Annotated in this window: 25 protein-coding genes; 5 read left to right on the top strand and 20 right to left on the bottom strand. The window is 38.5% G+C overall.

Going from position 1 to position 26,215, the window contains the following annotated elements:
• Window positions 1-5 precede the first annotated feature (5 nt).
• The 9 genes from ACFI34_RS07050 to ACFI34_RS07010 form a co-directional block, all read right to left on the bottom strand.
• A complete protein-coding gene (locus tag ACFI34_RS07050) occupies window positions 6-1,907 on the bottom strand; it encodes an MFS transporter (protein ID WP_462672936.1) in 1,902 nt (633 codons plus the stop codon).
• A gap of 173 nt (window positions 1,908-2,080) precedes the next feature.
• Window positions 2,081-2,689 carry a recombination mediator RecR gene (recR, locus tag ACFI34_RS07045; RefSeq protein ID WP_008132248.1) on the bottom strand — a complete coding sequence of 203 codons (609 nt, stop codon included), beginning with the start codon at window positions 2,687-2,689 and terminating at the stop codon, window positions 2,081-2,083.
• A gap of 6 nt (window positions 2,690-2,695) precedes the next feature.
• The gene (locus ACFI34_RS07040; RefSeq protein ID WP_006792396.1) at window positions 2,696-3,022 is read right to left on the bottom strand and encodes a YbaB/EbfC family nucleoid-associated protein; all 327 of its coding nucleotides are present in this window, start codon (window positions 3,020-3,022) and stop codon (window positions 2,696-2,698) included.
• A gap of 59 nt (window positions 3,023-3,081) precedes the next feature.
• Window positions 3,082-5,577: a DNA polymerase III subunit gamma/tau gene (gene dnaX / locus ACFI34_RS07035; RefSeq protein WP_462672935.1), complete on the bottom strand. Its 2,496-nt coding sequence runs from the start codon at window positions 5,575-5,577 to the stop codon at window positions 3,082-3,084.
• 3 nt (window positions 5,578-5,580) lie between these two features.
• Window positions 5,581-6,126 carry an adenine phosphoribosyltransferase gene (apt, locus tag ACFI34_RS07030; protein WP_006792394.1) on the bottom strand — a complete coding sequence of 182 codons (546 nt, stop codon included), beginning with the start codon at window positions 6,124-6,126 and terminating at the stop codon, window positions 5,581-5,583.
• 169 nt (window positions 6,127-6,295) lie between these two features.
• Complete coding sequence (locus ACFI34_RS07025) at window positions 6,296-6,418, bottom strand: hypothetical protein (RefSeq protein WP_008132255.1); 123 nt, start codon at window positions 6,416-6,418, stop codon at window positions 6,296-6,298.
• 71 nt (window positions 6,419-6,489) lie between these two features.
• Window positions 6,490-7,242 carry an HvfC family RiPP maturation protein gene (locus ACFI34_RS07020; RefSeq protein WP_006792392.1) on the bottom strand — a complete coding sequence of 251 codons (753 nt, stop codon included), beginning with the start codon at window positions 7,240-7,242 and terminating at the stop codon, window positions 6,490-6,492.
• 36 nt (window positions 7,243-7,278) lie between these two features.
• A complete protein-coding gene (locus tag ACFI34_RS07015) occupies window positions 7,279-8,136 on the bottom strand; it encodes an HvfB family MNIO-type RiPP peptide maturase (RefSeq protein WP_462672934.1) in 858 nt (285 codons plus the stop codon).
• Between the two features lie 66 nt (window positions 8,137-8,202).
• Window positions 8,203-8,739, bottom strand: coding sequence for an HvfA family oxazolone/thioamide-modified RiPP metallophore (locus tag ACFI34_RS07010; RefSeq protein WP_410899358.1), 537 nt, complete (start codon window positions 8,737-8,739; stop codon window positions 8,203-8,205).
• A gap of 234 nt (window positions 8,740-8,973) precedes the next feature.
• Here ACFI34_RS07010 and ACFI34_RS07005 point away from each other — a divergent pair, with 234 nt between their 5' ends.
• Together ACFI34_RS07005 and ACFI34_RS07000 are read left to right on the top strand one after the other, a co-directional pair.
• Window positions 8,974-9,954: a tRNA-dihydrouridine synthase gene (locus ACFI34_RS07005; protein WP_006792389.1), complete on the top strand. Its 981-nt coding sequence runs from the start codon at window positions 8,974-8,976 to the stop codon at window positions 9,952-9,954.
• 61 nt (window positions 9,955-10,015) lie between these two features.
• The gene (locus tag ACFI34_RS07000; RefSeq protein ID WP_008131363.1) at window positions 10,016-10,357 is read left to right on the top strand and encodes a TraR/DksA C4-type zinc finger protein; all 342 of its coding nucleotides are present in this window, start codon (window positions 10,016-10,018) and stop codon (window positions 10,355-10,357) included.
• A gap of 317 nt (window positions 10,358-10,674) precedes the next feature.
• Here the strand turns inward: ACFI34_RS07000 and ACFI34_RS06995 are convergent, their stop codons facing one another.
• From ACFI34_RS06995 to pyrC, 9 genes are all read right to left on the bottom strand, one after another.
• Window positions 10,675-11,721: a hypothetical protein gene (locus ACFI34_RS06995; protein ID WP_462672933.1), complete on the bottom strand. Its 1,047-nt coding sequence runs from the start codon at window positions 11,719-11,721 to the stop codon at window positions 10,675-10,677.
• A gap of 61 nt (window positions 11,722-11,782) precedes the next feature.
• A complete protein-coding gene (locus tag ACFI34_RS06990) occupies window positions 11,783-13,042 on the bottom strand; it encodes a tetratricopeptide repeat protein (RefSeq protein WP_462672932.1) in 1,260 nt (419 codons plus the stop codon).
• Window positions 13,043-13,053: 11 nt separating this feature from the next.
• Window positions 13,054-13,665 carry an energy transducer TonB gene (locus ACFI34_RS06985; protein WP_010557583.1) on the bottom strand — a complete coding sequence of 204 codons (612 nt, stop codon included), beginning with the start codon at window positions 13,663-13,665 and terminating at the stop codon, window positions 13,054-13,056.
• Window positions 13,665-14,069, bottom strand: coding sequence for an ExbD/TolR family protein (locus tag ACFI34_RS06980; protein WP_006792384.1), 405 nt, complete (start codon window positions 14,067-14,069; stop codon window positions 13,665-13,667). Before ACFI34_RS06980 ends, ACFI34_RS06985 begins: the two co-directional genes overlap by 1 nt.
• Window positions 14,070-14,083: 14 nt before the next feature.
• Entirely contained in the window at window positions 14,084-14,608 is a 525-nt protein-coding gene (locus ACFI34_RS06975) for a MotA/TolQ/ExbB proton channel family protein (protein ID WP_004588135.1), read from the bottom strand.
• Window positions 14,608-15,972, bottom strand: a complete 1,365-nt coding sequence (locus ACFI34_RS06970; protein WP_039036738.1) for a MotA/TolQ/ExbB proton channel family protein — start codon at window positions 15,970-15,972, stop codon at window positions 14,608-14,610. The genes ACFI34_RS06975 and ACFI34_RS06970 overlap by 1 nt, the downstream gene beginning before the upstream one ends.
• A 6-nt stretch (window positions 15,973-15,978) precedes the next feature.
• Window positions 15,979-16,749, bottom strand: a complete 771-nt coding sequence (locus ACFI34_RS06965) for a DUF3450 domain-containing protein (protein WP_010557582.1) — start codon at window positions 16,747-16,749, stop codon at window positions 15,979-15,981.
• Between the two features lie 1,054 nt (window positions 16,750-17,803).
• A complete protein-coding gene (locus tag ACFI34_RS06960; RefSeq protein ID WP_462672931.1) occupies window positions 17,804-18,007 on the bottom strand; it encodes a cold-shock protein in 204 nt (67 codons plus the stop codon).
• A 500-nt stretch (window positions 18,008-18,507) separates the two neighbouring features.
• Complete coding sequence (gene pyrC / locus ACFI34_RS06955; RefSeq protein ID WP_462672930.1) at window positions 18,508-19,563, bottom strand: dihydroorotase; 1,056 nt, start codon at window positions 19,561-19,563, stop codon at window positions 18,508-18,510.
• Window positions 19,564-19,761: 198 nt separating this feature from the next.
• Between pyrC and ACFI34_RS06950 the strand changes: the two genes are divergently transcribed.
• The 3 genes from ACFI34_RS06950 (at window position 19,762) to ACFI34_RS06940 (ending at window position 24,288) form a co-directional block, all read left to right on the top strand.
• A complete protein-coding gene (locus ACFI34_RS06950) occupies window positions 19,762-22,131 on the top strand; it encodes a bifunctional diguanylate cyclase/phosphodiesterase (protein WP_462672929.1) in 2,370 nt (789 codons plus the stop codon).
• Between the two features lie 451 nt (window positions 22,132-22,582).
• Window positions 22,583-23,470 carry a LysR family transcriptional regulator gene (locus ACFI34_RS06945; RefSeq protein WP_006792376.1) on the top strand — a complete coding sequence of 296 codons (888 nt, stop codon included), beginning with the start codon at window positions 22,583-22,585 and terminating at the stop codon, window positions 23,468-23,470.
• 41 nt (window positions 23,471-23,511) lie between these two features.
• Window positions 23,512-24,288, top strand: coding sequence for a YdcF family protein (locus ACFI34_RS06940; protein WP_462673059.1), 777 nt, complete (start codon window positions 23,512-23,514; stop codon window positions 24,286-24,288).
• A gap of 138 nt (window positions 24,289-24,426) precedes the next feature.
• Here the strand turns inward: ACFI34_RS06940 and ACFI34_RS06935 are convergent, their stop codons facing one another.
• Both ACFI34_RS06935 and ACFI34_RS06930 read right to left on the bottom strand, forming a co-directional pair.
• Window positions 24,427-25,005: a DedA family protein gene (locus ACFI34_RS06935; RefSeq protein ID WP_462672928.1), complete on the bottom strand. Its 579-nt coding sequence runs from the start codon at window positions 25,003-25,005 to the stop codon at window positions 24,427-24,429.
• Between the two features lie 355 nt (window positions 25,006-25,360).
• Window positions 25,361-26,113, bottom strand: a complete 753-nt coding sequence (locus ACFI34_RS06930; RefSeq protein ID WP_462672927.1) for a Nif3-like dinuclear metal center hexameric protein — start codon at window positions 26,111-26,113, stop codon at window positions 25,361-25,363.
• Window positions 26,114-26,215: the final 102 nt, after the last annotated feature.

The following is a 26,215-nucleotide window of genomic DNA, read 5'->3' as shown; positions in this document are numbered from 1 at the left end:
GCCTGTTAATCATTATCCTTAGAGTAAAGTAGTTTTAAATCTAACACTCGTTCACGCAGATTATCCGCTTTTACTTTATTTGCCGCCACAGGCTCACCAACAGATACAGAGACTAGAGACCACTTTAAACGAGGTAATTGCCACTTTGTTTTTCGGCTAAACATACTGCCCCAAAGCCCACCTAAATGCACAGGCACAACAGCAACAGGCGTTCGCTCAATTATTCTCTCTACACCTCTTCTAAACATATCAACACAGCCATCACCTGTTAATTTACCCTCCGGGAAAATACCGACAAGCTCGCCGTGTTCAAGTGCCTCTGCAACATCGTCAAACGCTTTTTTAAAAGCTTCAGGGTTTGCTTTTTCGCTATCAATAGGTATTGCTTTAGCCATTTTAAATAACCAGTGCAACGCAGGGGAATAATAAATTGGCGCAAAAACCATGAAACGGATTGGTCTTGGTGACGCTGCTAAAATAAACATCCAATCAACAAAACTGACATGATTGGCAACGATAACAGCTGCACCTTCCTCTGGTATATTTATTTCGCCTCTGGTTTTCACGCGATACATGCAAATAGCTAAAATATAGATAATAAAACGCAAGAAAAACTCAGGTACTTTGGTATAAATATACACTGAAATCAGTAAGTTTAACCCTGCAAGTAAAAGCAATAATTCTGAGATACTCCACTCTAAAATAGACAATGTCACAATACTTAAAATGGCACTACACACCATAAACAGCGCGTTAAGTACGTTGTTAGCGGCAATAACACGAGACCGACACGCCTCTTCTGTTCTTTGTTGTATCAAAGCATACAAAGGAACAGTATAAAAACCTGATGCTATACCAATACCAGCCATCCACACAAAGTGCCAGCGCATATCACCAGTATTTAATACCTGCTTTAAGGTTAATAATTCATCAATTTGCACACCATAACTTAAAATAGCGGGCTCTTTACTGAGCAAATATAAAAATAGGGTAATTAAAATGGCGCCAAAGGGCACTATGCCTAACTCAATACGCGAACGCGAAAGCTTTTCACATAATAAAGAACCAATAGCAATACTTAACGAAAATACCACCAGCGCACTGGTTACTACTAATTCGTTACCGCCCATTACGTGCTTAACATAGTTTGGTAATGTAGTTAGCACAATGGCGCCTATTAACCAAAACCAGCTTATACCTAAGACTGATTTTCCCACAGACTCTGTTTGCGAATTAAGTGCTGAAAACACATTTTTTGTAGAGGTATAAATATTGTAGGTAAATGCTAAATTAGGTTCATTCGCTGCACTTATTGGTATGAAGCGGCTACTCACATAACCTAATACTGCGAGCACGAGTACTGCAATGCTAATAATTTCGGGGCCTACGTTTTGCGTAATGTAATAAGTACCAAAAATAGTCCCTAGTAAAATGGCAACAAAGGTACCCGATTCAACTAACCCATTAGCTTTTGTTAATTCGTTCGGGGCAACGTGCTGCGGTAAAATAGAATATTTTAACGGACCAAAAAATGTACTTTGAAACCCCATGAAAAATATAGTGGTGAGCATAAGCCATATGGACTGGGTATAAATTGATAGTGCCCCTACAACCATAATAGGAATTTCGCAAAGTTTTACAAACCTGATTAATTTTGATTTTTCTGTTTTCTCAGCAAGCTGCCCTGCCATACCCGAAAATAAAAAAAACGGTAAAATAAATAAGCCTGCTGCAATGTTTGAATAAAGCGCTCCATCGGCCAATGTTGCAGCTTGAAAAACCAGTAAAATAAGCACCGACTGCTTATATACATTGTCGTTAACTGCAGAAAAAAACTGAGTAATAAACAAAGGTAAAAATCGTTTACTATTAAGTAAGCCGCTTTGATTTGTTGAATGCGTTTTCATTGTGATCCTTACGTTTTAACTCTAAATAAACCTATCTCAAAAAAGACTTTGATTACTTAGCCGTCAAATTAACTGCATACTATTTTTAGCTAGCTTACCTTAAAAACAAAAAAGCCTACATAAATTAATTACGTAGGCTTTTACATATCTTTTCAAACAGTCGCTTTAATGAACTATTCTTGTGTAACCACGCGGCGCCCACTAAAAGCATGCATTAGGGTTCTACCATCAACTAGATCAAGTTCGCCTCCAACCGGAATACCGTGCGCTATTCGCGAGGCGCCCACATTATTTTTGTGGCAAAGCTGGGCAATATAATGCGCAGTCGTCTCACCCTCAACACTAGGATTTGTTGCTAGTATTACTTCGTTAATGCCGCCTTGAGAAAGTTTTTGCTCTAAAACATCTAAGCCTATTTCTTTAGGGCCAATACCATCAATGGGTGATAAATGCCCCATAAGAACAAAATATAAACCTAAATACTGACCCGTTTGCTCAATAGCAAGTACATCAGTAGGCGACTCAACAACACATAACGTACCGCTGTCTTGGCGTTTTGTACTTAAGCAAATGTCACATTGAGGTTGCTCACAAAAAGTTCGGCACGTTTGGCAATGACCTATTGCTGTCATTGCCTTAGTAAGCGCGCTACCTAGTTGTGTACCACCTTTGCGATCACGTTCAAGCAAATGAAATGCAATACGCTGTGCAGACTTTGGGCCAATACCCGGTTGACACCGCAATGCTTCAATAAGCTGATTTAAACTATCTGAAAGTTGCATTGTTTGTTAAAACGGCATTTTCATACCTGGTGGTAATTGCATACCGCCAGTTACTTTGCTCATTCGTTCTTGCGTTTCTTCAGCTACACGGCGCACAGCATCGTTACATGCCGCTGCAAGTAAGTCTTCAATCATGTCTTTGTCGTCTTCCATAAGGCTTTCATCAAGCTCTACGCGACGAACATTGTGGTTACCAAGCATGGTTACTTTAACTAAGCCTGCACCCGCTTCACCAACAACTTCCATTGTTGCAATTTCGTCTTGGGCTTTTTGCATGCGCTCTTGCATTTGCTGCGCTTGCTTCATCATGTTACCCATTCCACCTTTAAACATAATTTTCTCTCTTTCTTTTAATCTTTAATTGTCATGAAGATAAGGGCGATTGTATGTAATTACAATGCCTGAATACTGTTTTCGTCAATTTCGGCGCTAAATAACTGTTGAAATTGTACTATGTTTTCGTCATTTGTGATCACATCTATTGCTTGCTGATGGCGCCCTGCATCTATTTTTTGTTGAATTAAATAAGGCGAGTCGATAACCCCTTGAGCAAATTTTATACTCAGCGATACATTGTGATCGTAAATACTCGATAATGCGGCATCAAGTTTTTGGCGAAGCATTGGCGTATCTAAGTGTTTTTGCGATTCATCAACATCTATATGTAAGTTACTTCCCTGCTTCGTAAAAATTGAATGCAGCGCAAATTGGCGCATTCGTCCACCCAGCCCCATACGTTTTATCAAATAAGCCCACTCGTCTTGCTGATGAGCAAATTTTATTTCACTTATTGGGCTTTGAAAATCATCTGGAACCGGAATACTTTCCTCTTGTGGAGCTGGAGCAGGCACACTTTGAGGGTTAATTTGTTCTAGTAACTCAGGCGCTAAATTTTCAGTGATTGTTTGATGCTTAGCTTTAAAATCAACTTTTTGTGCTTTAGTAGCGACGGTACTAGGGCGTTGTGTTTGGCTCCCGCTAACAGGGAGCTCAGACTTTTTTTCATGCTCGCCTGTATTGTAGTCATCCCACGGTGGTGGGTTGCTAGATTGCACAGAACCCGCGAGCGGGTGTTCTGTGTTTTCAGAATGAGTGTGTATATCTGTATTAGTAGCTTGAGTTTGCTCTGCAATTGGCGAACCGACCAGCTTGTTACTTTGCTCATTATTAGCAGTTTCAGGTTTTTCAGACACTGGCGGCTGAGCTATATTATTACCCGATAACCTGCCTGAACCTGATATATTTCTATCTCGTAAGATGCGTGCAATGGCCGATTGTGCCTGAGACTCTTTATCATGCAGTGAAGCTGCATCCAAAGAAACTGAAGCGCTTGGAGATTCAGCCTGTTGCGATGTACTTTGAGTTTGAGGATTAAAGCCTTGATCTAGCGCGCTACTCATTACATCATCGAATTGTGCAGCTAATGTTTGCTCTACATCATTGTGCTGCATGTATGCTTCATTTTCGCTGTTACGCTGTGCTTGCTCATCACTTATTTGCTTCGCAGGTGTATTTTGGCTCGTTTCAGTTTGAGCCTCTTCGTTTTTAACCTGTAAATGCTCTACGTGAGCAGAATCAACAGGCGTGTCAGTAACAGTGGGGGTTACTTGCTCATGCTGTTCTGCACTTATAATCGATTTTTCAGCTGGTTGCTGTACAGCGCTTATATCGCTGTTTTTAGCTGCGTTATTAGTACTTTCAGGCTTATTTTTACTTAAAATATCGCGCAGTGCATTGGCTCGACTTTCAGTGTTACGTGCCGGCAATTGAGGTGTATTTATCTCGTTCTGCTGATTTTCGTTTCCTGCAGGCTGAAATGCAAGTAACCTCAGCAAAATCATTTCGAACCCTAAACGTGGTTCAGGGGCCCATTGTAAATCTTTTTTACCGTTTAAAAGTAACTGGTAATAAACCTGCACTTGCTGCGCACTGGTGTGCTCTGCAACGTGTTTTATGTAATCAGCATTGGTCTCATCAAGCCCAGCAGCTTGAGGCACTAGTTGGGTAAGCTGGGTTAAGTGCGTTAATGAAATTAAATCATCAAGTAACGCTATATAATTTGGATTTTTGCTCGCTACATTTGCTATTTCGCTCATGAGCGCAGCGCCATCTTGACTTAGTAATGCTGCTAATAAACTTTGGCTGTAGTGTGTATCCATTAAACCAAGCATAGCTTGAACCGCTTGATTATTAATATCACCATTCGTTTGTGCTATAGCTTGATCGGTTAAGCTAAGCGCGTCGCGCATACTGCCATCTGCAGCTTTTGCAATAACGCTAAGTGCATCGTTATCAAAGCGCAGTTGTTCTTGAGTCAAAACGTGTTGAAGCTGTGTTTTAATTTCACTTTGCGATAAGGCGTTTAAATTAAACTGTAAACATCGCGATAAAATAGTAACGGGTAACTTTTGGGGATCGGTGGTTGCGAGTAAAAATTTCACATGCTCTGGCGGTTCTTCGAGCGTTTTTAAAAGCGCATTAAAACTATGCTTTGAAAGCATGTGAACTTCATCTATTAGGTATACTTTGTAACGCCCGCGCGTAGGTGCGTATTGAACGTTATCAAGTATTTCACGCGTATCTTCTACTTTAGTACGAGAGGCAGCATCAATTTCTAGCAAGTCAATGTAGCGCCCTGCTTCAATATCTGTACAGCTGCTACATTGCCCACAAGGAGATGCCGAAATACCTTCGTCGCAATTTAAGCTTTTTGCAAAAATACGCGCAATAGTTGTTTTACCAACTCCTCGGGTTCCAGTGAATAAATACGCGTGATGCAGTCTATTTTGTGTAAGCGCATTAACAAGCGCTTGTTTAACATGAGACTGCCCAACCAATTCATGAAAGGTTTGTGGACGCCATTTTCTCGCTAGAACCTGATAACTCATGGATTATTCGCCTTCGAATTCAACCAACTTTAAGATTTTGATACCCATTTTTTCAATGCGTTGTTCGCCACCTAATTCAGGCAGTGATACAACAAATGCTGCATCAGTAGCCTCACCGCCTAACTTATTAACTAGTTTAGCAGTCGCTTCAATAGTACCGCCAGTGGCTAGAAGGTCATCAACAAGAAGTACTTTGTCACCGGGTACAATTGCATCAACATGAAGTTCTAGCGTGTCTTCACCGTATTCTAGTAGGTAATCTTGGCGAATAACTTCGCGTGGTAATTTGCCAGGCTTACGCACTGGAATAAAAGGAATACCTAAAGCATAAGATAAAGGCGCACCAAAAATAAAGCCACGTGATTCTGTGCCAATAATTTTTGTAAAACCTTGGTCTTTATATTCGGTTATAAACGCATCAATAGTAGCCTTGAACGCTTCAGGGTTGGCCATTAATGTTGTTACATCGCGAAACATAATGCCCGCTTTAGGATAATCAGCAATTGTTGCAATGCTGTTTTTAATAATTGCTGGTGTTACTTGAGTCATAAGTTTTACTGCTCAATGGTTGATATTACAAAGCAGGTGATTATAACCTTAAGTGAACTTTAATTGCGAGTTTGCTGTGACTTTAACGAAAATATTGAACAGTTATAGAGGATAAAAAAGCAAAGTATTAAGGCTGATGCTGACAACAGCCTTAAACTATGAATACGTTTTAGGTTAAGCTAGTGATCCAACCTAAAATTGCATTTAAACAACCAATACCTGCAAATACCGCTAGAAAAGCAATAAAATAAGTAGCGTTAAACGGATCCTTAAAATCTTTATCATCTGACATAGTACAACCTTTTATTAAGCACGATAAATAAGGCTGCCATGATAGACGATGTAAAAACATCAATAAAGGCCTTAATCTTGATTTTTTGTCACGATTACACCGCGTTCAATCAGCGCATTGAGTGTCACAAGCGCCCCTTGTGTTATTTGCTCTTCGTTAAACTGAGGAGCCTGCATAATCACCTGTTGGCAGAGGTTATCAAATGTAATGCCCTCAACGCTTTCAATGATAGAGAGTAATAAAGCCGTCATGGCATTAGTTGCTAAAAACTGTACTTCATCTTCTTCATCTCTATAAACAACAAAATAGTTAGGTACAGTCGATGGTTCTTTTGGCCGGACTTGGTCACTTATAGTTTGCACTGGATATTGGTAACTCAAATTTCTCGCTACGCTTGATAGAAATAATGGACTTTTAGTTAACGCTGTTTGTTGTAGTTTTCTCTCATTGGGGTCTTCGTTTGCTATTGAAACGTCAAGCTCTACCCATTCATAATGCGCAAGCTCTAACATAAAAGCAGGATCATAGTTTTTCATTTTATAACTACTGGACAAGTAATTAATAAACTCCCCTGCTATATCTAAAAAATAGGGTGATTGACAATTATATTCACTAAAAAACTGCCTAATCAATTTGTTCCATTGTTTGTCACTATAAAGCGTTTTTAACACTGGATAACCAGAAGAAATGAATCCCTCTATGTTATTAAAGAATAAGTCGCGATATATAGCCATGCGTCTATCTTCAATATCAGTTGGCTTTTTATTTTTTTTTGGTTCACGTATGTGCGCCATAAATTCATTTTGAACATCTATAAAACTCATAGCTGGATACTCATTACTGTCTGATTCGCGTTAACTTCAAGCTCGTTGTTTTGAAAGCTCAGGATTTAGATACTTTTGTTGCAACTGAATAATAATATCAAGCTCTTTAGTGAGTACATTTATCTCTGGAATATTAAAATCTCGCTCAAGAAGCGTTGGAAATACACCATGTACCCTATAAGCTTTATCAAGTAACTCCCAGACTGGATCAATAACATCGGCGCCATGAGTATCGACTATTAAATCATTAGCCTCATTATAATGTCCCGCAACATGCCCATAAGCGATACGTTTTGTAGGTAAGCCAGCTAAAAAGGTATTTGCGTCATAACCATGGTTTATCGAATTAACATAAATATTATTTACATCAAGCAACAATTTACAATCTGCTTGCTCTAAAATTTCAGTGGTAAATTCGAGTTCAGTTAACTCTTGGCCTGGCGCACCGTAGTAAGATACATTTTCCATCGCAACAGGTCGTTCAAGTATATCTTGAACTTGCTTAATTCGGGGGACAACGTGCGCTATTGCCTCTTCGGTAAAAGGGATGGGCATTAAATCATACATATGGCCTTGACCAGAGCAATAACTCAAATGCTCACTAAACATTTTAATGTTGTGCTGATCAAAAAAGACTTTTAGCGATTTAATAAATTCAATATCAAGCGGCTCTGGCGAACCTATTGATAAAGACAAACCATGACATACAAAATTATTAGCATCGGTTAATGTTTTAAACTGCTTTTTAAATCGGCCGCCCAGTTTTAACCAATTTTCAGGCGCAACTTCTAAAAAATCAATTTGCTTTGGAACGTGTTCTAATAACTCATCTAGCATTTCACGGCGCAAACCTAAGCCAACCATTCCAAATTCCGAACTGTGCATTTGTGTCATAACTGCCTCTACTATTAACAAAAAAGGGCCCGTGGCCCTTTAGCATAACTTAATTAAATTAAGAAATTAACGGCCACCACATTTACCTTCGCCACACTTGCCTTCTTTTTTACCTTTTGCGTCCCCACCACATTTGCCTTCGCCGCACTTGCCTTCTTTTTTACCTTTTGCGTCGCCACCACATTTACCTTCGCCGCACTTGCCTTCTTTTTTACCTTTTGCGTCACCGCCACATTTACCTTCGCCGCACTTGCCTTCTTTTTTACCTTTTGCATCGCCGCCACATTTACCTTCGCCGCACTTGCCTTCTTTTTTACCTTTTGCATCGCCGCCACATTTACCTTCGCCGCACTTGCCTTCTTTTTTACCTTTTGCGTCGCCACCACATTTACCTTCGCCGCACTTGCCTTCTTTTTTACCTTTTGCGTCACCGCCACATTTGCCTTCACCGCACTTGCCTTCGGCAGCATCTAATTGATAACCTGAAACAAGCTGCTGAAATTCAAACGGGTTTGCTTGTACATCAGCAGATACTAAACTCGCAGAACCCACTACTACTGCACCTAATGTTAATGCGATTGTATTATTTTTTACTGTATTCATTATCTTTGCTCTCTATACTCAATGTGTAAGTCATTGCAATTTAAATATCGTTTTAAATTGCGTGTATGTTTAAGTAGACCTGTGATGAAATAAAAACTTTCATTTTTATTTTTATTTAATCGAAAAAATTTGTCCCCTGCGCTCTCACTTTAACTATGAGTAAAAATTACAGATTTATCAATATGCAATTTAAAGGTAAACTAGCGACCTTATTTTTAATAATATAATCGCTTTATGAAACTTGTTTTAGCACCTATGGAAGGTGTTGTAGATTTTAAAATGCGCCAACTGCTAACTGACCTTGGCGGGTTTGATTTATGCGTGACCGAATTTGTAAGAGTTGTTCAAGCACGTTTACCTGAAAAAGTATTTTATCGATACTGCCCTGAACTAAATAATAATGGCTATACCCGAGCAGGCACGCCCGTGCGTATACAATTGCTTGGACAAGAGGCAAATCCGTTAGCTGAAAATGCAGTGAGAGCGATTGATTTGGGTTCCCATGGTGTTGACCTTAATTTTGGGTGTCCTGCGAAAACAGTTAACCGCAGCCGCGGTGGTGCCGTTTTGCTTAAAGATCCCGAGCATATGTATACCATAATTAAAGCGGTTAGAGATGCGGTAGATTCAAAACATGAGGTGAGTGCAAAGATACGTTTAGGATTTGATGACGACAGTAACAGCCAAGAAATTATTGATGCGGTTGTAAGTGCCGGTGCTAATAGCGTAGCGATTCATGCAAGAACAAAACGCGATGGATACAACCCGCCTGCATATTGGGAAAAGATACCTCCTATAATAAAAGGAAAAAATATTGCTGTAGTTGCTAATGGTGAAATATGGCAAGTTGAAGACGCGATGCTATGCCAAAAAAGAAGCGGTTGCAGTGACTTAATGCTTGGCAGAGGCGCCCTATCTCATCCTGATTTAGCTAAAAAAATAAAAGCACATGTCAATAACGAGCACTACGAGGGTTTAGAATGGGAGCATGTTCTTTATCACTTAATACACTCAGCTATTCATCATGACCCAGCTAAAGATGAAAAATATTTTGCATCTAGAACTAAGCAATGGCTAGGTTATTTAAAGCGTCAATATCCGCAAGCAATAACATTGTTTGATGAAATTCGTAGGTTAAAAACCAAAGAAGACGTATCTGCCGTTTTAAAAAAATATGCAAAAGCACCACAACTTGATTCAAATCATGACAGATAATTAAAAGCAATTAGATAATATCAGTATAACGAGCAGTTAATGTAAAAGGGTTATACTGATAATGAACCACCAAAAGCGCTTACATGATGAACTAACACAAGTTAAATCAAACATACTTGTTATGCTTTCTAAATCGCCCCACCCCGCCCATCAAGGCTTGATCACCACATTAAAACATACAGCAAATAATGAATGGTTAGATCTTGCTGCAAAAAGGCTTGGCCCTGAGTATGCCAACTTAATTAATCGTATGACTATGTTAGAGGCCGCAGTGAGTCAAATTGATATAGGTCAATACGGCTATTGTTGTGATTGTGAAGAAAAAATTGCAACCGCATTACTTCAAAAAGACCCTGCAACACAGCGCTGTACAAAATGCGCAATTAAACGAACATCTAACTAATGTTTAAAGTCTTAGTTATAAGTTTCTATAGCTAATGCCTGAAGACATATTAGTTTTGAAATTGATTTAACCGGGGTGCAAAGTTTTTTAGCCAGTAGACAAGTAAAAACAGAGCAAAACCTCTGCACCCTACTCATTAATCATGCCCATTCCCTATATTGACTAGAGGCAGCTGAACATAAACTGCCCCAGACGGAACTCAAAAAAATAACAGGGTATGTTGGGATATACTGTGCGTAATTACGTATTAAAAAATAAGTATCTACACTTCAAGGCTTTGCCTTTCCATAAGCCTCGGCAAATAAACAGCCCCTAGGTTAATAACAAATCTGACCACAAAAACTAAACGATTGACCTGGATAAAGAATAATATCTTCAACTAAATATTGCGCGGTTTGTTCTGACACTTTAAGACGCTTTGATAAATTAACTTTAGCCTGATCAATTGTCCATGCATGGTAATGAATACCTATATCTGTTTCCATCATTGTAAGCATGAGCAACTTGTCATTATTAGACAATTTTATATTGCTGGCCATAGCAGGTAAGTCTAAGTAATGTGTTTGCCAGTCAAGTCCACTAATCAATGGCTCTTCAGATAAATACTGCACAACAAACGATTTGGTATGACTTTGTTTAAATTTGACATTAATAACTGCACTTTCAAGCGCTTTAATTTGTTCGTTAATAATAACAACCCACTCTAAAGGCGAGTTAACCGCGTTGCCATAATAATTGAGTTTACTCTGATACCACTCTGAACCATTAGAAAGCCCTCTTAAACCAACACTCCCTCTAGGCTTATAATTATCCAAATAATTAGAAAAAGCTCTAATATGGCTTTTAATTGCACCTTGTGTAGCCTTGTTTTCGATAGCTTGAGCTACATATTCCTGTAATAAAGAATACTCTAACTTATTTAGTTTTAAATTACTTTGCTTTGCAATTTCTAACTTAGCTTGTGTAAATTTAAGCCAGCTAATAGTTTGCTCAACGGTGCTAGCTGAACGGTTAAATAAGCTCATATTATGTAGAACGTCTGCTTGAGCTGGCCAAGGAAAAAAACGCTCAGGAAATCGCTCTGCAATAACCAAATAATTAACTTGAGTAATTTGATTGGGTGTTAACTTCATCGTCATCAATTGCTGATAAATAGCATGACGTTTTTCAAGATATTCGTTCGAGTAAACAATGTTTTCTTCTGTAATTTTTTTATTGTTTGTTTCCTGACCTAATATCAACACAGTATTTAAAGACTTTAAAGCGCTGTGTGCCTCATCAAAAGATCTAAAACTATCACTCTTATCAGTACAACCAACAAGATTTAAACACAATAACAATGATACAAAAAACGTTTTATACATAGTGATCCTAATAAAAAAAGCCCCAGAGGGGCTTTTTAAAAATTACTAATGTTAGCTAATATTAAATTTTAACACCGTTGCGAGCGGCTTTATCTTTAATATAAGTAGACCAACCTTTCGCAAACTTACGTGTGCGTGGGTCATCCATAGCCTTAACAATAGCAGCGTAAGCTTGCTTATACTTGCCTTGGTAGTAATACGCTTCAGCTAGATCTGAATAAATCGTACCTTTTTTGTCAGAGCCAAGCTCTAACGCCTTGTTCAAGCGAACAACGGCAGCACCAAATTTCTCAGATTGTAAAAGTAATGAACCTGCTTTGCGGTAAAGCTCAGCGTCGTCATCAAATTTAGCAGCTTCTTCATAATACTTAGCAGCTTTCTCTATATCTTTAGAGCGATGATAGTTACTTGCAACAGCGTTGATATTTTGCTTAGTACGTTTAACTTTTTCTTCTTTAATTGCCTTTTCAAGCGTTACTGCTGCTTTGTAAGGAATTTCATTTAAAGAGTAAAAGTTAGCAAGTACTTTGTATTCAACTTCGTTTTCAAAGTAACCGTTTTTGTAAGCCACTTCCATTGTTGCAAGGCCTTTCTGATATTCTTCGGTCTGTAGATAGTATTTACCTAAACCAACCCAAGCTTTTTTGTCATCAGGCCAAACTTTAACAATTTCTTCACCCACTTTAACCATGTTTGCATAATCTTTAGTTTCAAAGTATGCGCCAAGTTTAAGCTGATAAGGGCCTTTATTAGGCTCTTTTTGAAGAGCTATTGCTTTGTTAGCAGGCTCAAAAACATCACTGAATTGCTCTAACTGAAAGTTAGCTTGCGCAATACGAGTATATACAGTTGGATCTTCCTCACCAGTGAAGTCCATCCAAGCTGTGTATGCTTTCTTTGCTTCTTTGTATTTCTCAGTACCCGCGTACAAATCACCTAGTAACTTAAGTGTTTGTTCATGGTCTGCAAAGTTCAAAATATCAGGTGCTACTGCTAGCTTGCTGTATTTGATTGCATCAGCGTAGTTTTCTTTCTGCGCGTACATGCTACCTAAGTAACGATTTACAGTCGCTTTATCAAACTCGTCTGATGCATCAATTTCTTTAAGCAATGCTATGGCTTCGTCAAGCTGATCTTCGTTGTACAAGTCAAACGCTTTTATTACTTTTTTACCAGTACGCTCGCCCATGATCTTAGTTTTTGCTTTCTTACGCTCTTCAATTTTCGCGTAATCTGGCGCCGCTAATACAGATGAACTTAAAGTTGCACCTGACACAGACATAAGAATTGCAAGAGCAGTTACTTTAGATAAATTTCTCATTACTCGCCTCCTTAGCCTTGGTTAAGTTTAAAGTCTAATTGAACTTGTAAACCAACTTGTTTTTGTGGCTTACCGTCAATGATTTTCGGACGGTATTTCCACTTACGAAGTGCACGTTTAGCTTCACGGTCAAAGATACGTTTAGGCTCAGCGTCGATTACATCAACGTCAATAACCCCACCTAACTCATCAATTGTGAACGAAAGTTGTACCCAACCTTCTTTACCATCACGCGCTGCTTGCGTTGGATATTTTGGTTCAATACGAACGATAGGTGTCGCATCACCATCTCGTCCAAATGCACCCGGACCACTTAGTCCACCAGCAGAACTCCCTACGTCGATGCTTGGCATGTTAAATGACATTGCACCTGGGTTAGGATTAGTATCCGGCTGTGGCGGCTGCGGTTTAGGCGGCTGCTTTGGCGGTGGCGGAGGCGGAGGCGGTACACGCTTCCTCTCCTGCACCTTAGATTCAGGCGGATTCGTCATAATTTCGACTATGATCTGCTCTTTTTGTTCCGTATTACGGTCAGCCCCACCAGAGATGAGGTAAGCCATGAAGTAGAACAAGCCGAAAGTAACTGCCCCACCTGCAATCAGTGAAAACAGAAAACGAATCATTACTGATCTCCAGCTATTGAAATTCTTAGGTTATCGCCCGTTGCTTTAATCTGGTCCATAACTTTAACCACTGTGCCGTGTTTTGCTTCTTTATCAGCTTGCAAAATTACAACGTCAGTAGGTTGTTCTGCTAGTAAGCTTTCAATTTTCGCTGAAACACGTTCAACGTCAACTTGCTGCTTATCAATCCAGATTGCGCCATCACTACGTATAGCAATAAAAATGTTAGCATTTTTTTGCTTCGTAGCTTGGGCAGCTTTAGGTTTATTGACCTCGATACCAGCCTCTTTAACGAACGATGTAGTTACGATAAAGAAAATAAGCATGATAAATACGATGTCAAGCATTGGTGTCATATCTACCGCTGCTTCTTCTTCTTCACGAAAACGTTGTTTACGTGCCATATTTAATTCTCTCTCTAGTGATGAGGCATGCTATCTACAAGTTTGGCTTTCACCATTCTCGCTCTTGCCTCAAGGCGTGAGCTAAAGAAAACTCCAGATAGTGCCGCAACCATTCCAGCCATTGTTGGGATTGTTGCCATTGAAATACCTGATGCCATTAAACGTGCATTACCAGTACCTTGGGTTGCCATGGTTTCAAAAACCGCGATCATACCCGTTACAGTTCCAAGTAAACCTATTAAAGGACAAACAGCTACTAATGTTTTAATCAACAACATACGCTGATCTAATTTTTCAGACGCTTCAGAAATCCATGCTTCACGGATTCTGTGTGCGTACCAAGACGTAGTGTCTTGGCGGGCATCCCACTTAGCAACAATATCCTTCGTTAAACGAGGAAACTCTGCAAGTAAGAACCAATAGCGCTCAATCATTAAAACCCACATCAGAAAGAGTGCTATCGCGACCACGTATAAAACCTGGCCGCCTGTGCCAACAAAATCCCTGATAGATTCCCATATCTCCATCAGGACTAGCATTAGGCTTTCTCCTTCTCCGCGTGAGTAGCGACGATACCCGCGCTTTGCTCATCAAGGATATGTAATACCGACTTACTACGACTTGCAACAATAGAGTGAAGTAGAATAAGTGGTAATGCTGCGATTAGACCTAGCGCTGTAGTTACAAGTGCTAGAGAGATGTTACCAGCCATGATCTTCGGATCGCCCGTACCGAACAATGTGATTGTTTGGAACGTTAAAATCATCCCGATTACCGTACCTAGTAGACCTAGTAATGGTGCGATAGCAGCAAGGATCTTGATGATATTAATACCAGCTTCGATGCGTGGCGTTTCACGTAGAATCGCTTCATCAAGTTTAAGTTCAAGGTTTTCAACATCTTGAGATTTGTTATCAGAGTACACTTTAAGAATACGACCCAGTGGGTTGTTTGTATTCGGTGTAGACAAGTTCTTAAGTTGTGATTTGATCTTAGAAGTAGTAAGCGCTAAGTCAAGGAAACGAACTAAGAAGATTAATAGACCTACAGCAAGTAGTACAGTGATGATGTAACCAACTGTATCACCCTGGTGGTAGTATTCCATTAGCGTTTTCTTCTGCGTATTAATACGTAAGATTGCGCCGCGTGTAGGGTCAATGTAAACGCCCGCGTAGCTATCAGAAGACGTTGCTTCTAGGTTTGAAATGCCATCTAAAATGTAGCTATCAGGTTGTTTACCTAAAGGCTGGATAGACTTTGTTTCTGGTGAATAGATTAAGTAACCTTCGTCAGCAACTAAGTTAAAGTTACCAATACGAGTGATCTTCTTAACCGCTGTGTTTCCGTCAAGGCCAGCAACTTCAGATTCAAAAGTAGATACCTTTGCTGACTCTGTCATTTCTGTTTGAAGTGAAATCCAAAGCTCTTCTAACTCACGAACTGTTGGAAGTTCTTTAGCTGCTGCTAGTGAACGAAGTACTTCAGCACGACCTGGCTTTTCAGCACTTACTAAAGATGCTTCGATAGAACCGATAGCGTCTTGCGCTGCACGACGTACAACACCAAACATCTCACCTAGAGTACCTTGAGCATTTTGAAGAGCTTGCTCTTTTTCCGCTAAAGTGTTTTCGTTTTGTGCGTATTGCTTAGCTAAAGAGTCACCACGTGCTTTTTCAGCAGCTAGCTGGCTTTTAGCTTTATTAAGTAAAGATTGCTTGTCAGCACGTTCTGATAAGAACTCTTGCTCACGTTGCTTATTGATCTTACCTTCTGAGATACGCTCTTGCTTAACTTGCTCAAGAATTTTGTCTAAAGCGTCAGTGTTTGCGTGTGCGTTAAGCGCGGTACCTGCAGAAACAGATAGTACTGCTGCAACAGCAAAACCTTTAAATAGTTTCTTCATTATTGATTACTCCGCGCCAAAGATTGGTAGTTTAACAAGTTCTAGTGTCGCTTGCTTACGTGCCATGCGGATCACTTCTTTAACAGGTTTTAGGTATTCTTCACCTAATTCTTTCCACTGTTTAGTGTTGTTATCCCACACCCAAGCATGTTTCAAGTCAAAAGACTGAGCAACATAAGTAATACGACCTAAACGACCGATATCTACGTTGATATTTTTGCCATCAATTTCAAGCGTACCTTGAGAAGCAGTTACTGCAGAGCTGTAAGCTGTTTCAACTGTGTATGCTTCAAGAACTTGACGGAATTTTTCAGACGTAGTAACAGAGGCAGATGCCATAATGTCACGAAGTCTTTCAACACGGCCTAGACGCGTTTCAAGATTAAATGGAACGTCCGCTTTGATGAATTGCTCAAGCGTATCGATCATGCGATACATCAAAGGCACAACGTTTTGTTTAGTGTTATCGATAGTCGCAATTTGACGATCGAACGACTCAATCGATGCATTTTGGTCAGCGACCAAACGTGCAACGTGATCGTTATACACTTTCATAAGTTCAGTCTCATCAACGATGCTACGGTACTCAGCGATTAGCTCTTGAGTTTGACCATATACATTGTCAATTTTAGTTTGAGACTTAACAGCAGCCTTTTGAATTTGTTGACCTGCTTTTTGCACGTCATTCAAAGGATCTGCAATCACATTGCTGCTTGCAAATGCAAAAGCGCCAACCAACGCTGTTGCTACAAGACTCTTTCTGATTTTAACAGACATAGTTCCCAACCAATTAAGTAATGTTACTTTTATAATTTAATTATCCTCCGAGGAGAACAACCCTGATATCTTTTAATAGATATCAACCTTTCAATAATGCTAAATGCAATAAGCGCTGTCAACTTGATGTTAGGTGTAATTAGCAAATAAATCACCTACCGATGGACTACATTAAAGTAGCACCAATAAAATGTTAACATTATTGCAACCAACTGTATTATCAACACTCCTAGCAAACCCCAACAAGGTTGATGTTTGACTGGATAGACCTTTAAACAAACAACATAAATGCAACATTTAGTTCAAACTAGATATATGTAAAAAAAAAATAAAAACATTTAAAAAAAAACTCTTTCAGAGGCTCTATTTGACAGTTTTTTATCACTTTTTAGCACTTTAACTCAAAAAAAGAACGGTTTAACGCACAAAAATCAAACGGGCTTTTATTAGAGTATTCAAAAACGAAGAGGAGTATATTAATTTTAACTTTATAAAAGTTTACAGGAAGTTATTAATAATCAAGCAGTGCTCTAAATTTAGAGTTTAAACATAATCTGAAGTGTGTCTGTTTCTCTATAAAAATGTAAAAGCGTTTTTATCTCATATTACTTTTTACAAAGCTTACACAAAGTTAGCCTTTGGGCATTGTGCTTACTAGTTAATGCCCTGTTCTAAACTCAAGGCATATATCATTTATTATTGCCTATTCGTTCTTAGGTTTACAGTTTTTTAAGTTTACGCTTATTAAATATCAACACTTAAAAGCTAATTTGTTAAACTGCAGAGTTCACACAGGTTTACCAATTAAAGAAAAGCGAGTAATAGGTACGGGTTTGTATGACGTATTTGATTGTAGTCAAAATGTTTAACAATGAATAATTAGGGTGAGCTTATTTAGAGTATGTGCTTTTGAAAAGTATAAGGGTTGAGCTTTACTTGAGTGAAGTGTTTAGAGATTTACTTTAATTTATGAGTGATGAAGAAATAATTCAGAAAATTATGGTGAAACAGGAGACTGCTTCACCAAGATGAACATGAGTTCACATAATTAAAATTATGCTGCTTCAACGTTCTCAGCTTCAGGGCCTTTTTGACCTTGTTTGATGCTGAATGTCACTGCTTGACCTTCGCTAAGAGTGCGAAAACCAGAACCAGAGATTGCGCTGAAATGTACAAACACGTCAGGACCGTTTTCTTGTTCAATGAAACCAAAGCCTTTAGCTTCGTTGAAAAATTTTACTTTACCTTGAACCGACATACTAAGTTTTCCTGTAAGTCAATAATTAAAAATTCAGCCACGTTATTGTGGCAATAGCCTCCTTGAGTCAATGCTCATAAAGATAGAGGTATAGTACAGGAACAAGTAATAACCTAACCGGTAACCTTAAACGCAGCACAATATCCGTAAATTCAATACATAAAAACTCAAAGCAAAGTAAGATTAACACATTCTATTTTTTTTCGCTCTATTAATTGAAAATAATTTATTAAAAAACTATCTGCGTAATTAAAAACAGATAAGACATTGATTAAAATAAATAAAGATAAAGTATTATTGTAATATTTATAATCAAAGCCCCATAAAAAATATAACGAATACTGACTACTTTCCGGCTAAGTTCTCAACAAAGTAAAAATAACGAATAATAATGACTAAATAACGAGCCAATTTATTGTTTTCTGTACAAACAATAAGCCTAACTGTTTACATATAAAAAAGCCGCTGTAGAAAGCGGCTCTTATTTCAAGTGCTTAATTTTACTTTAAAACAGCCCAATCAATTACAGATTCAGCTTTTATCGGTACTACTTCAGAATCACCAAGCGTATAACTAGCAGGTACAGTCCAAGGCGACTTTTGCAGTGTAATTGTATCGTTATTACGCGCTAAACCATAAAAGTCTGGCCCAAAGTGGCTTGCAAACCCTTCAAGTTTATCTAAAGCACCAGCTTCTTCAAATGCTTCTGCGTAAAGCTCAATAGCAGCATGAGCCGTGTAAGCCCCTGCACAACCGCACGCAGCTTCTTTCTTATCTTTATAATGAGGCGCTGAGTCAGTACCTAAAAAGAACTTTTTACTGCCACTAATAGCTGCAGCCATAAGTGCCTGTTGGTGAATGTTACGTTTTAATATTGGCAAACAGTAATAATGAGGACGAATCCCGCCTGCTAACATGTGGTTTCGATTATACAGTAAATGGTGGGCAGTAATCGTTGCAGCAACATTACTTGGCGCATTATTCACAAAATCAACCGCATCTTTCGTCGTTATGTGCTCCAATACAATTTTAAGCTCTGGAAAGTCGTTAACTACATCCCCTAAAATGGTTTCTAAAAATACTTTCTCTCTGTCAAAAATATCAATTGATGAATCAGTTACTTCACCGTGAACAAGTAAAAGCATACCAACATCTTGCATAGCACTAAGCACTGAATATATATTTTTGACCGAAGTTACACCAGAATCAGAGTTGGTTGTCGCGCCGGCAGGGTATAGTTTAGCTGCAAATACTTTGCCTGAAGCCTTAGCCTTAATTATTTCTTCAGGTGTTGTCTTATCAGTGAGGTATAACACCATCAAAGGCTCAAAGTTACCTTGTGGCTTAGCAGCCATTATACGTTCTCTGTACGCTAAGGCAGTGTCAGTACAGGTTGCTGGAGGAACCAAATTTGGCATTATAATAGCACGCCCCATATAGCGGCTAATATCGCGCACAGTGTCTTTAAGCTGATCACCATCGCGTAAATGCACATGCCAATCGTCAGGTCGGGTAATTGTTAACGTTTTTACAGAGTTTGTATTATTACTGGTCATCACTTCATTCCACAGCTGAATTTATGTGATCATAGGCATATGATCTTTTCGAGTAAAGATTTTATTAAAAATAATCAATGACTAATTTGCCCTATATTATTTACAGCTTTGTTAAAACGTTTATCGTTTTATTTTGTAGAAGCGTTAATATTAGGTTAACGTAGTTATGTGTGTATAAAAAGAATAAATAATTTGCCTATGTCGAACGATATCGATACCTCTAAAGCGCTTGAATTAAAAACAGATCAACTCAGTATCATAAATCAGTTTTCATCAAGCCTATTACAACTCGACACATTAGATGAGCTATTTGAATATGTAACGACTCAAGTTGTGAATCGTCTTGGATTTGTTGACTGTGTTATTTACCTTGCTGATGACTCTGCGTCTAAGCTAAGCCTTGTTGCGTCTATGGGAGTCGATCGCCAAAGATACAAATACAATGCCCAACGTAAAGTAATCAATTTTAATGAAGGTGTATCAGGGTTTGTAGCAACCACAAAAAAGGCAATAATTTTGGGCGATGTCACAAAAGATAGCCGCTATATTGCAGACGAACGCCCTGCTCAATCAGAGCTTTGCGTGCCTCTAGTATATAAAGACCGTATTCTAGGTGTTATTGATTGTGAACACCCGGCTATGAACTATTTTACTAATGCGCACCTCGAAATATTAACAACAGTGGCACATCTTTTAAGCGCTAAAATAAACCAAGTTAACATGGTCAATAGCCTTCAATCGACTGTAGAACAATTGAACGATGCACAAAAGCTTGAAAACAGTCTTCTTCAAATAGCTAACTTAACCTATAAAGCCAGTGACTTAGATACATTTTTTGAATCTTTACACACTATTATTAATAGCTTATTACGAGCCGATAACTTTTTTATTGGGCTATACGATAAGCAAATCGACATCCTTAATATTGTTTACATTGTTGAAGCTGGAATACAAACAAACACACATCAAAAAATCTCTAAAGAACAACTCAAAGACACCGCGTCTTACTTTTTATTGCAAACTGACCAAGCGATGTTACTAACAAAACAAGACTACATTGATCATATCGAGCAAGGTCATTTTAAATTAATTGGTCGCCAGGCTGAATCCTGGTTAGGTGTACCATTTAAAGCCAATGAACGTATGAGTGGGGTAATTGTTGTGCAAAGTTACCATGAAGCACATCACTATAATGAGCACGATAGTGCTTTGCTTACCTATGTAAGCAGGCAAATAAGTATGGCAATAGATAGGCAGTTAGCTAGGCAGGAGCTTGAACACAAAGCTTTACATGATGAATTAACAGGGCTTGCTAATCGCTCTTTACTGATAGAAAGAATTAAGCATGCAATTTTACGCTTAACGCGTGTAAAAAAAGGCACTGTTCATGCCCTACTTTATTTAGACTTTGATCGATTTAAAAGCATTAATGACGCGCTCGGCCACGAAGTTGGCGACCATTTTTTAATTAAAATTTGTGAATTGATCAAAGGCACCGTTCGCAACACTGACACTTTTTCACGCTTGGGTGGCGACGAGTTTGCTATTTTAATGGAAAACATTACTCATCGTAATCAAGTTAAAGAGGCACTAGGGCGTATAAAAGAAGCACTTTCTAAACCAATAAATGTTGATGGCCATTTATTGCAAGCCTCTACCAGTATAGGTATTGCCTATACCGATAACGTTGACGATAAAGCCTACCTGTTACTGCAACAAGCAGACGCCGCTATGTACGAGGCTAAATCAACAGGCCGCGGACAAGTTAAGTTTTTTAACAACACAATGAGAAAAAAGCTTAAAACCCACGCCGACATAGAAAATGACCTACAGCACGGTATTGAACACAACGAATTTGAACTCTACTTTCAGCCAATTTTTACTATTTTAGATAACCACGTTATTGGCTTTGAAGCACTTGTGCGTTGGCACCACCCTAAAAAAGGGTTTGTTTCACCTAATGACTTTATTCCTATTGCAGAAAAAACAGGCCAAATAATTAACCTGGATTTACACCTACTCGACTTAGCTGCACAGCATATTTCAAAGTGGCACCAACAAGGTCATCGTTTCTTAAAAGTGACAGTAAATGTATCATCGCGCCATTTTGCAAGCCTAGATTTTGTAGCTCAAATCCACGCTATCTATAACAAACACCAATTGCCTTTGGGGTCTTTGTGCTTAGAAATAACCGAATCTGGATTAATAGAAAATTTAGAGCTCGCCACACAAATTATCGAAGGGCTCTCACCTCTAAAAGTAAAACTATGTCTTGATGATTTTGGAACAGGTTACTCTGCACTAGGCTACTTACATCAGCTGCCCATTCATATTCTGAAGATCGATAAAAGCTTCATCGATCATGTACAAGATTCAACAAATCCCTTGGTTGAGGCTATTTTGTCACTTGCTAAGTCGTTAAAACTTGAAGTTGTTGCTGAAGGAATTGAAACCACTGGACAGCTAGATACTTTGCAAACTACGCATTGTGAATACGGACAAGGTTATTTAATGTCAAAACCAGTTCCAGCAAAAGAAGCTATATTGCTAATTAATCGACCACTTTAGCCCCAAAAATAACTAAAAGGGCAGCATACGTTTGGGTTTGTTCTTCGTTATTGCCTATTTATTAGAAATGAGCACAATACATAAACTATCTTTGCCTGCATAACAAACTAACAGCTGTAAAACCAATCACCAAAGATCAACATCCATACACTCAAACGTATTTTTAATTTTCTCCAAATGTCACTACTTTTCTATCTATTAGCGTTAGTTAACTGAGCGAGTTAAAAATTTTTTATACCAGCCCCTTTACTTTTAAACATGAAGTAAATTAATACAAGCAGTCAAAAATCGGCTTTAATCTAGTTACTTACGCTAAGCTATAAAAGTGTTAATCATTAAAACTATATTTATTAGTTTAATTTAGACGTCTAGACGTTGAAACGTTTTTTATATAAGCGTAGTATTGAAAAATAATGAGCACTACTCAAATTTTCCATGAGAATTATTAAAGATGATTGGTATAAAACACTTAAAAACTATTGCAACCCTTAAAGAAACTGGTTCATTAGTGAATACTGCCCGCGAATTATTCTTAACTCAGTCGGCTTTATCACATCAAATTAAAGACTTGGAAAACAAGTTAGACTGCCAGCTGTTTGAACGCAAAACGCAGCCTGTGCGTTTTACCCCGCAAGGCATGTTATTACTTGAGTTAGCCCACGAAATACTGCCGAAAATTGAAGCAACTAAATGTCGTTTAAAAGAGAGCCTTAATCAGCCAATTTCACAATTACGTTTAAGTGTTGAATGCCATGCTTGTTTTCACTGGCTACTTCCAACAATTAAAGATTTTAATAACTTTTGGCCAGATATAAAAATTGATTATGAACGTGGTTTTAGTTATGACGCAATTCCAGACTTACTTAACGATGAATTAGACTTAGTACTCACATCAGACATTCGTGAACCCGATAAGCTAGAGTATGCCCATTTATTCGACTTTAAGTTAAAGTTAATTGTTGCACCTGATCACGATCTTGCTAAAAAAGCATACGTTACAGCGTTAGACTTAAAGAATGAAACCATTATTTCTTACCCTATTCCGCGCGAACGCCAAGATATATTTAAACATTTCATTCAAAATGCACGTTTTGACGGGACGTTAAAGAACGTAGATCAAGGACTACTAATTTTTCAGCTAGTCAGTGCTGGAATGGGTGTAGCAGCATTGCCTGATTGGTTGGTTACACCATACGAAAGTCAAGGACTCATCAAATCGATTCCACTAGGTGCACTAGGTTTAACTCGACCAATGTACTTAGCGATGAAAAAAGATATGAAAGATAATCCTGTATATCGCCACTTTTTAAATACGTGTAAGTTAAATAACGGTCGATAAACTACTCGTTAATGAGTAACATAACTTACATTATTGATTTTATGTTGCTCATTATGTTCGCTTTGAAAAAGTTACTTGGCGGTTTGCTTATGCCGCTCCCTTTACTTGGTCTTTTTACATTTATAGCTTTGTTTTTAGCATTCAAGGGTCGCAAGTTTTCTTTAGTAATTGCATTTTTTGGACTTTCAACATTGTTGGCAATCAGTACACCGTTTGTTGCTAACCTGATTTTAAAAAACAACGAGCCAACAAGCCTTTCTTTTCACCCTTCAAAACACCCAGAATTAGACAAAATAGTTGTGCTTGGGTGCGATATAAATCCTAACCCTGTTTTAAGTGCCAATAACCAATTAGGTAATTGCGCGCTAACCCGACTAGTTGAAGGAGTCAAACTCGCTAAGTACTACCCAAAATCACAGCTTATTGTTTCTGGCGGCGGTTATGAGAATATTACTAACAGCAGCTTGATGTATCAAACCGCCATTGAGTTAGGTATTAATAAGAATAGGCTTTTGCAAAACCCAAAGGCAATGGATACAGCGCAAGAAGCTGCGTTACTGGCGCCTAAGTTAGTTGATTTTAAAGTAGCGTTAGTAACTTCTGTATTGCATATGCCCAGAGCCCAGGACTTGTTTTTAGCCCAAGGTGTAATAAGCATTCCTGCAGCAACTGACTTTCACAATTTTGCAGCGCTTCCTTTTCATAAACAACTCGTTCCAAATGCGCAAGCACTACTAGCTGTAACGCAATACAGCCATGAAGTTATAGGAACAACGTGGGTAAGAGTCCGTCGATGGCTAGACCCTGAGGCACTTTAAACAACTTTCATAAAGCCACCTGCTAACTCGTAAATTTGATTTGTTTATACTTAATGTTTATCGAGCAAAACACAAAGTATCAATAATTTAAGATATGTGGGTAAGGCTCTTCACAATAATTTTTGTTAAACAATAACGTCACTTTACTGTCGTTGTTTTTGTAGGTGGGTGTTTTGTCCAAAGCCGATAGATTATAGCTAAACATATGCATAACAATAATATACTCACTGCGGTTAAGCTCTCTACACCTAGAGACTCAAATGTAGCTCCAAAAGTATAGCCTCCGCCAACTAATATAATGACCCATAAAGCAGCTGAACTTGCATTTAAAGTGCTGAATAGGCGCCAAGATATATCGGTTAGCCCTACAGGGAGCGCTCCAATTGTGCGCATACCTTTAGGGTATCGATATAAAAAAATGTAAGCCATACCGTAACGGTTAGCAAGCGCACTCGCTGTTTTAAATAGTTGACCAATTTTATTGGGCTTTTCAAGCCATGAAGTGCCATAAGCTCTTGCAAGAGCAAATCGTATCTCATCGCCAATATACCCTCCCATAAAAGTAGCTAAAATAACTAATTTAATATCAAGCGCGCCGGTCTGAGCAGCATAACCTGCAAATAAAGGTAACCAGCCGCTTTTTAATGCACAATACCCAAAGAGCAATAGGTAAACAAATAAGCCGTACTGCTCAAGTAGAGCTAAAACACCTTCCATTGCGGTCCTTATAAGGTCATTTTTAATAAAACTAAAAATATATAACGAGTTAAGTAATTTAAAAGATCTTTATGAGAGACCAAACCACTTACCTTACTTTTACAACCGGTTTATTTTATTCGCTTTCATTTAAGCAGTGTATATAAAGAAAGCGTGTCTATTTCCCTCGCTCTGAACACTATCAACTTACATTTAACCCACTAGACAACAAATTTAAACACGCCCTCGTTTTAGTATAAGTAAAGCCTGTTAGAGCAGTGCTTGTACACTATCCGTTGTCGCCTGACGTTAAATTCAAGGCGTTTAATATTTAAAATATAACGGGTACTAAAATAATCTTGGATATCACAGTAGCTTAAACAGGATTATCAATATCAATAAAGCTAACCTCAAAACCGTACTCCAGGGCAAGTAGCTCGCCCAGAGCTTTTATACCGTAGCGTTCGGTTGCATGATGCCCTGCTGCAAAAAAATCAATATTTTGTTCTCGTGAACTATGAATAGTTTGCTCAGACGCTTCACCTGTTAAATAAGCATCAATACCTTGCTCCGCAGCTAAATCAATATAACCTTGACCTCCACCAGTACACAGCGCAATAGTTTGTATTTTACTTGAACGAACTAAGCTTGTGAGGGGTTCTCGGTTAAGCACCTTAGCTATTTTTGATGCAAATTCATCTCCACTTAGCGCTGTTTTAAGGCGCCCTTTCACTGCTACACTGTTAGCAACAGGCTCAAGGCCTTCTTGAATTTCAATATCTAATAATTTTGCAAGCTGCGCGTTATTACCAATCTCTGGGTGAATATCTAAAGGGAGGTGATAAGCAAATAAATTAATATCGTTAGCCAATAAGGCGCCTATTCTCCGCTTTTTCATCCCGGTAATAGGTTGAGACTCGCCTTTCCAAAAATAACCATGATGGACCAAGATAACGTCTGCTTGCTCATCAATTGCAGCGTCAATTAAAGCTTGGCTCGCTGTTACTCCGGTAACAATTTTTTTTATTTCATTTTTACCCTCAACTTGTAATCCATTTGGGCAAAAATCCTTAATATTGTGAGGCTTTAAAATATCATTTAATAATTGGTTAAATTCTTGACGTTGCATACGCGTAACCTTACTTTGCACTGAATTTTGTGCAAATTTTGGCGTTTATTGCTTTAAAATGGAAGGAAAATCGCAAAAAATTGAAAAACTGATTCAAAATAG

This window comes from Pseudoalteromonas sp. PSi26 (assembly GCF_054960575.1).
This window is presented reverse-complemented; position numbering and strand designations above follow the sequence as displayed.

Bases quoted from the DNA above. Each gene is read 5' to 3' on its own strand.
- ACFI34_RS07050 (WP_462672936.1), bottom strand. From the start codon at position 1,907: ATGAAAACGCATTCAACAAATCAAAGCGGCTTACTTAATAGTAAACGA.
- recR (WP_008132248.1), bottom strand. From the start codon at position 2,689: ATGCAACTTTCAGATAGTTTAAATCAGCTTATTGAAGCATTGCGGTGT.
- ACFI34_RS07040 (WP_006792396.1), bottom strand. From the start codon at position 3,022: ATGTTTAAAGGTGGAATGGGTAACATGATGAAGCAAGCGCAGCAAATG.
- dnaX (WP_462672935.1), bottom strand. From the start codon at position 5,577: ATGAGTTATCAGGTTCTAGCGAGAAAATGGCGTCCACAAACCTTTCAT.
- apt (WP_006792394.1), bottom strand. From the start codon at position 6,126: ATGACTCAAGTAACACCAGCAATTATTAAAAACAGCATTGCAACAATT.
- ACFI34_RS07025 (WP_008132255.1), bottom strand. From the start codon at position 6,418: ATGTCAGATGATAAAGATTTTAAGGATCCGTTTAACGCTACTTATTTT.
- ACFI34_RS07020 (WP_006792392.1), bottom strand. From the start codon at position 7,242: ATGAGTTTTATAGATGTTCAAAATGAATTTATGGCGCACATACGTGAA.
- ACFI34_RS07015 (WP_462672934.1), bottom strand. From the start codon at position 8,136: ATGACACAAATGCACAGTTCGGAATTTGGAATGGTTGGCTTAGGTTTG.
- ACFI34_RS07010 (WP_410899358.1), bottom strand. From the start codon at position 8,739: ATGAATACAGTAAAAAATAATACAATCGCATTAACATTAGGTGCAGTA.
- ACFI34_RS07005 (WP_006792389.1), top strand. From the start codon at position 8,974: ATGAAACTTGTTTTAGCACCTATGGAAGGTGTTGTAGATTTTAAAATG.
- ACFI34_RS07000 (WP_008131363.1), top strand. From the start codon at position 10,016: ATGAACCACCAAAAGCGCTTACATGATGAACTAACACAAGTTAAATCA.
- ACFI34_RS06995 (WP_462672933.1), bottom strand. From the start codon at position 11,721: ATGTATAAAACGTTTTTTGTATCATTGTTATTGTGTTTAAATCTTGTT.
- ACFI34_RS06990 (WP_462672932.1), bottom strand. From the start codon at position 13,042: ATGAGAAATTTATCTAAAGTAACTGCTCTTGCAATTCTTATGTCTGTG.
- ACFI34_RS06985 (WP_010557583.1), bottom strand. From the start codon at position 13,665: ATGATTCGTTTTCTGTTTTCACTGATTGCAGGTGGGGCAGTTACTTTC.
- ACFI34_RS06980 (WP_006792384.1), bottom strand. From the start codon at position 14,069: ATGGCACGTAAACAACGTTTTCGTGAAGAAGAAGAAGCAGCGGTAGAT.
- ACFI34_RS06975 (WP_004588135.1), bottom strand. From the start codon at position 14,608: ATGCTAGTCCTGATGGAGATATGGGAATCTATCAGGGATTTTGTTGGC.
- ACFI34_RS06970 (WP_039036738.1), bottom strand. From the start codon at position 15,972: ATGAAGAAACTATTTAAAGGTTTTGCTGTTGCAGCAGTACTATCTGTT.
- ACFI34_RS06965 (WP_010557582.1), bottom strand. From the start codon at position 16,749: ATGTCTGTTAAAATCAGAAAGAGTCTTGTAGCAACAGCGTTGGTTGGC.
- ACFI34_RS06960 (WP_462672931.1), bottom strand. From the start codon at position 18,007: ATGTCGGTTCAAGGTAAAGTAAAATTTTTCAACGAAGCTAAAGGCTTT.
- pyrC (WP_462672930.1), bottom strand. From the start codon at position 19,563: ATGACCAGTAATAATACAAACTCTGTAAAAACGTTAACAATTACCCGA.
- ACFI34_RS06950 (WP_462672929.1), top strand. From the start codon at position 19,762: ATGTCGAACGATATCGATACCTCTAAAGCGCTTGAATTAAAAACAGAT.
- ACFI34_RS06945 (WP_006792376.1), top strand. From the start codon at position 22,583: ATGATTGGTATAAAACACTTAAAAACTATTGCAACCCTTAAAGAAACT.
- ACFI34_RS06940 (WP_462673059.1), top strand. From the start codon at position 23,512: ATGTTGCTCATTATGTTCGCTTTGAAAAAGTTACTTGGCGGTTTGCTT.
- ACFI34_RS06935 (WP_462672928.1), bottom strand. From the start codon at position 25,005: ATGGAAGGTGTTTTAGCTCTACTTGAGCAGTACGGCTTATTTGTTTAC.
- ACFI34_RS06930 (WP_462672927.1), bottom strand. From the start codon at position 26,113: ATGCAACGTCAAGAATTTAACCAATTATTAAATGATATTTTAAAGCCT.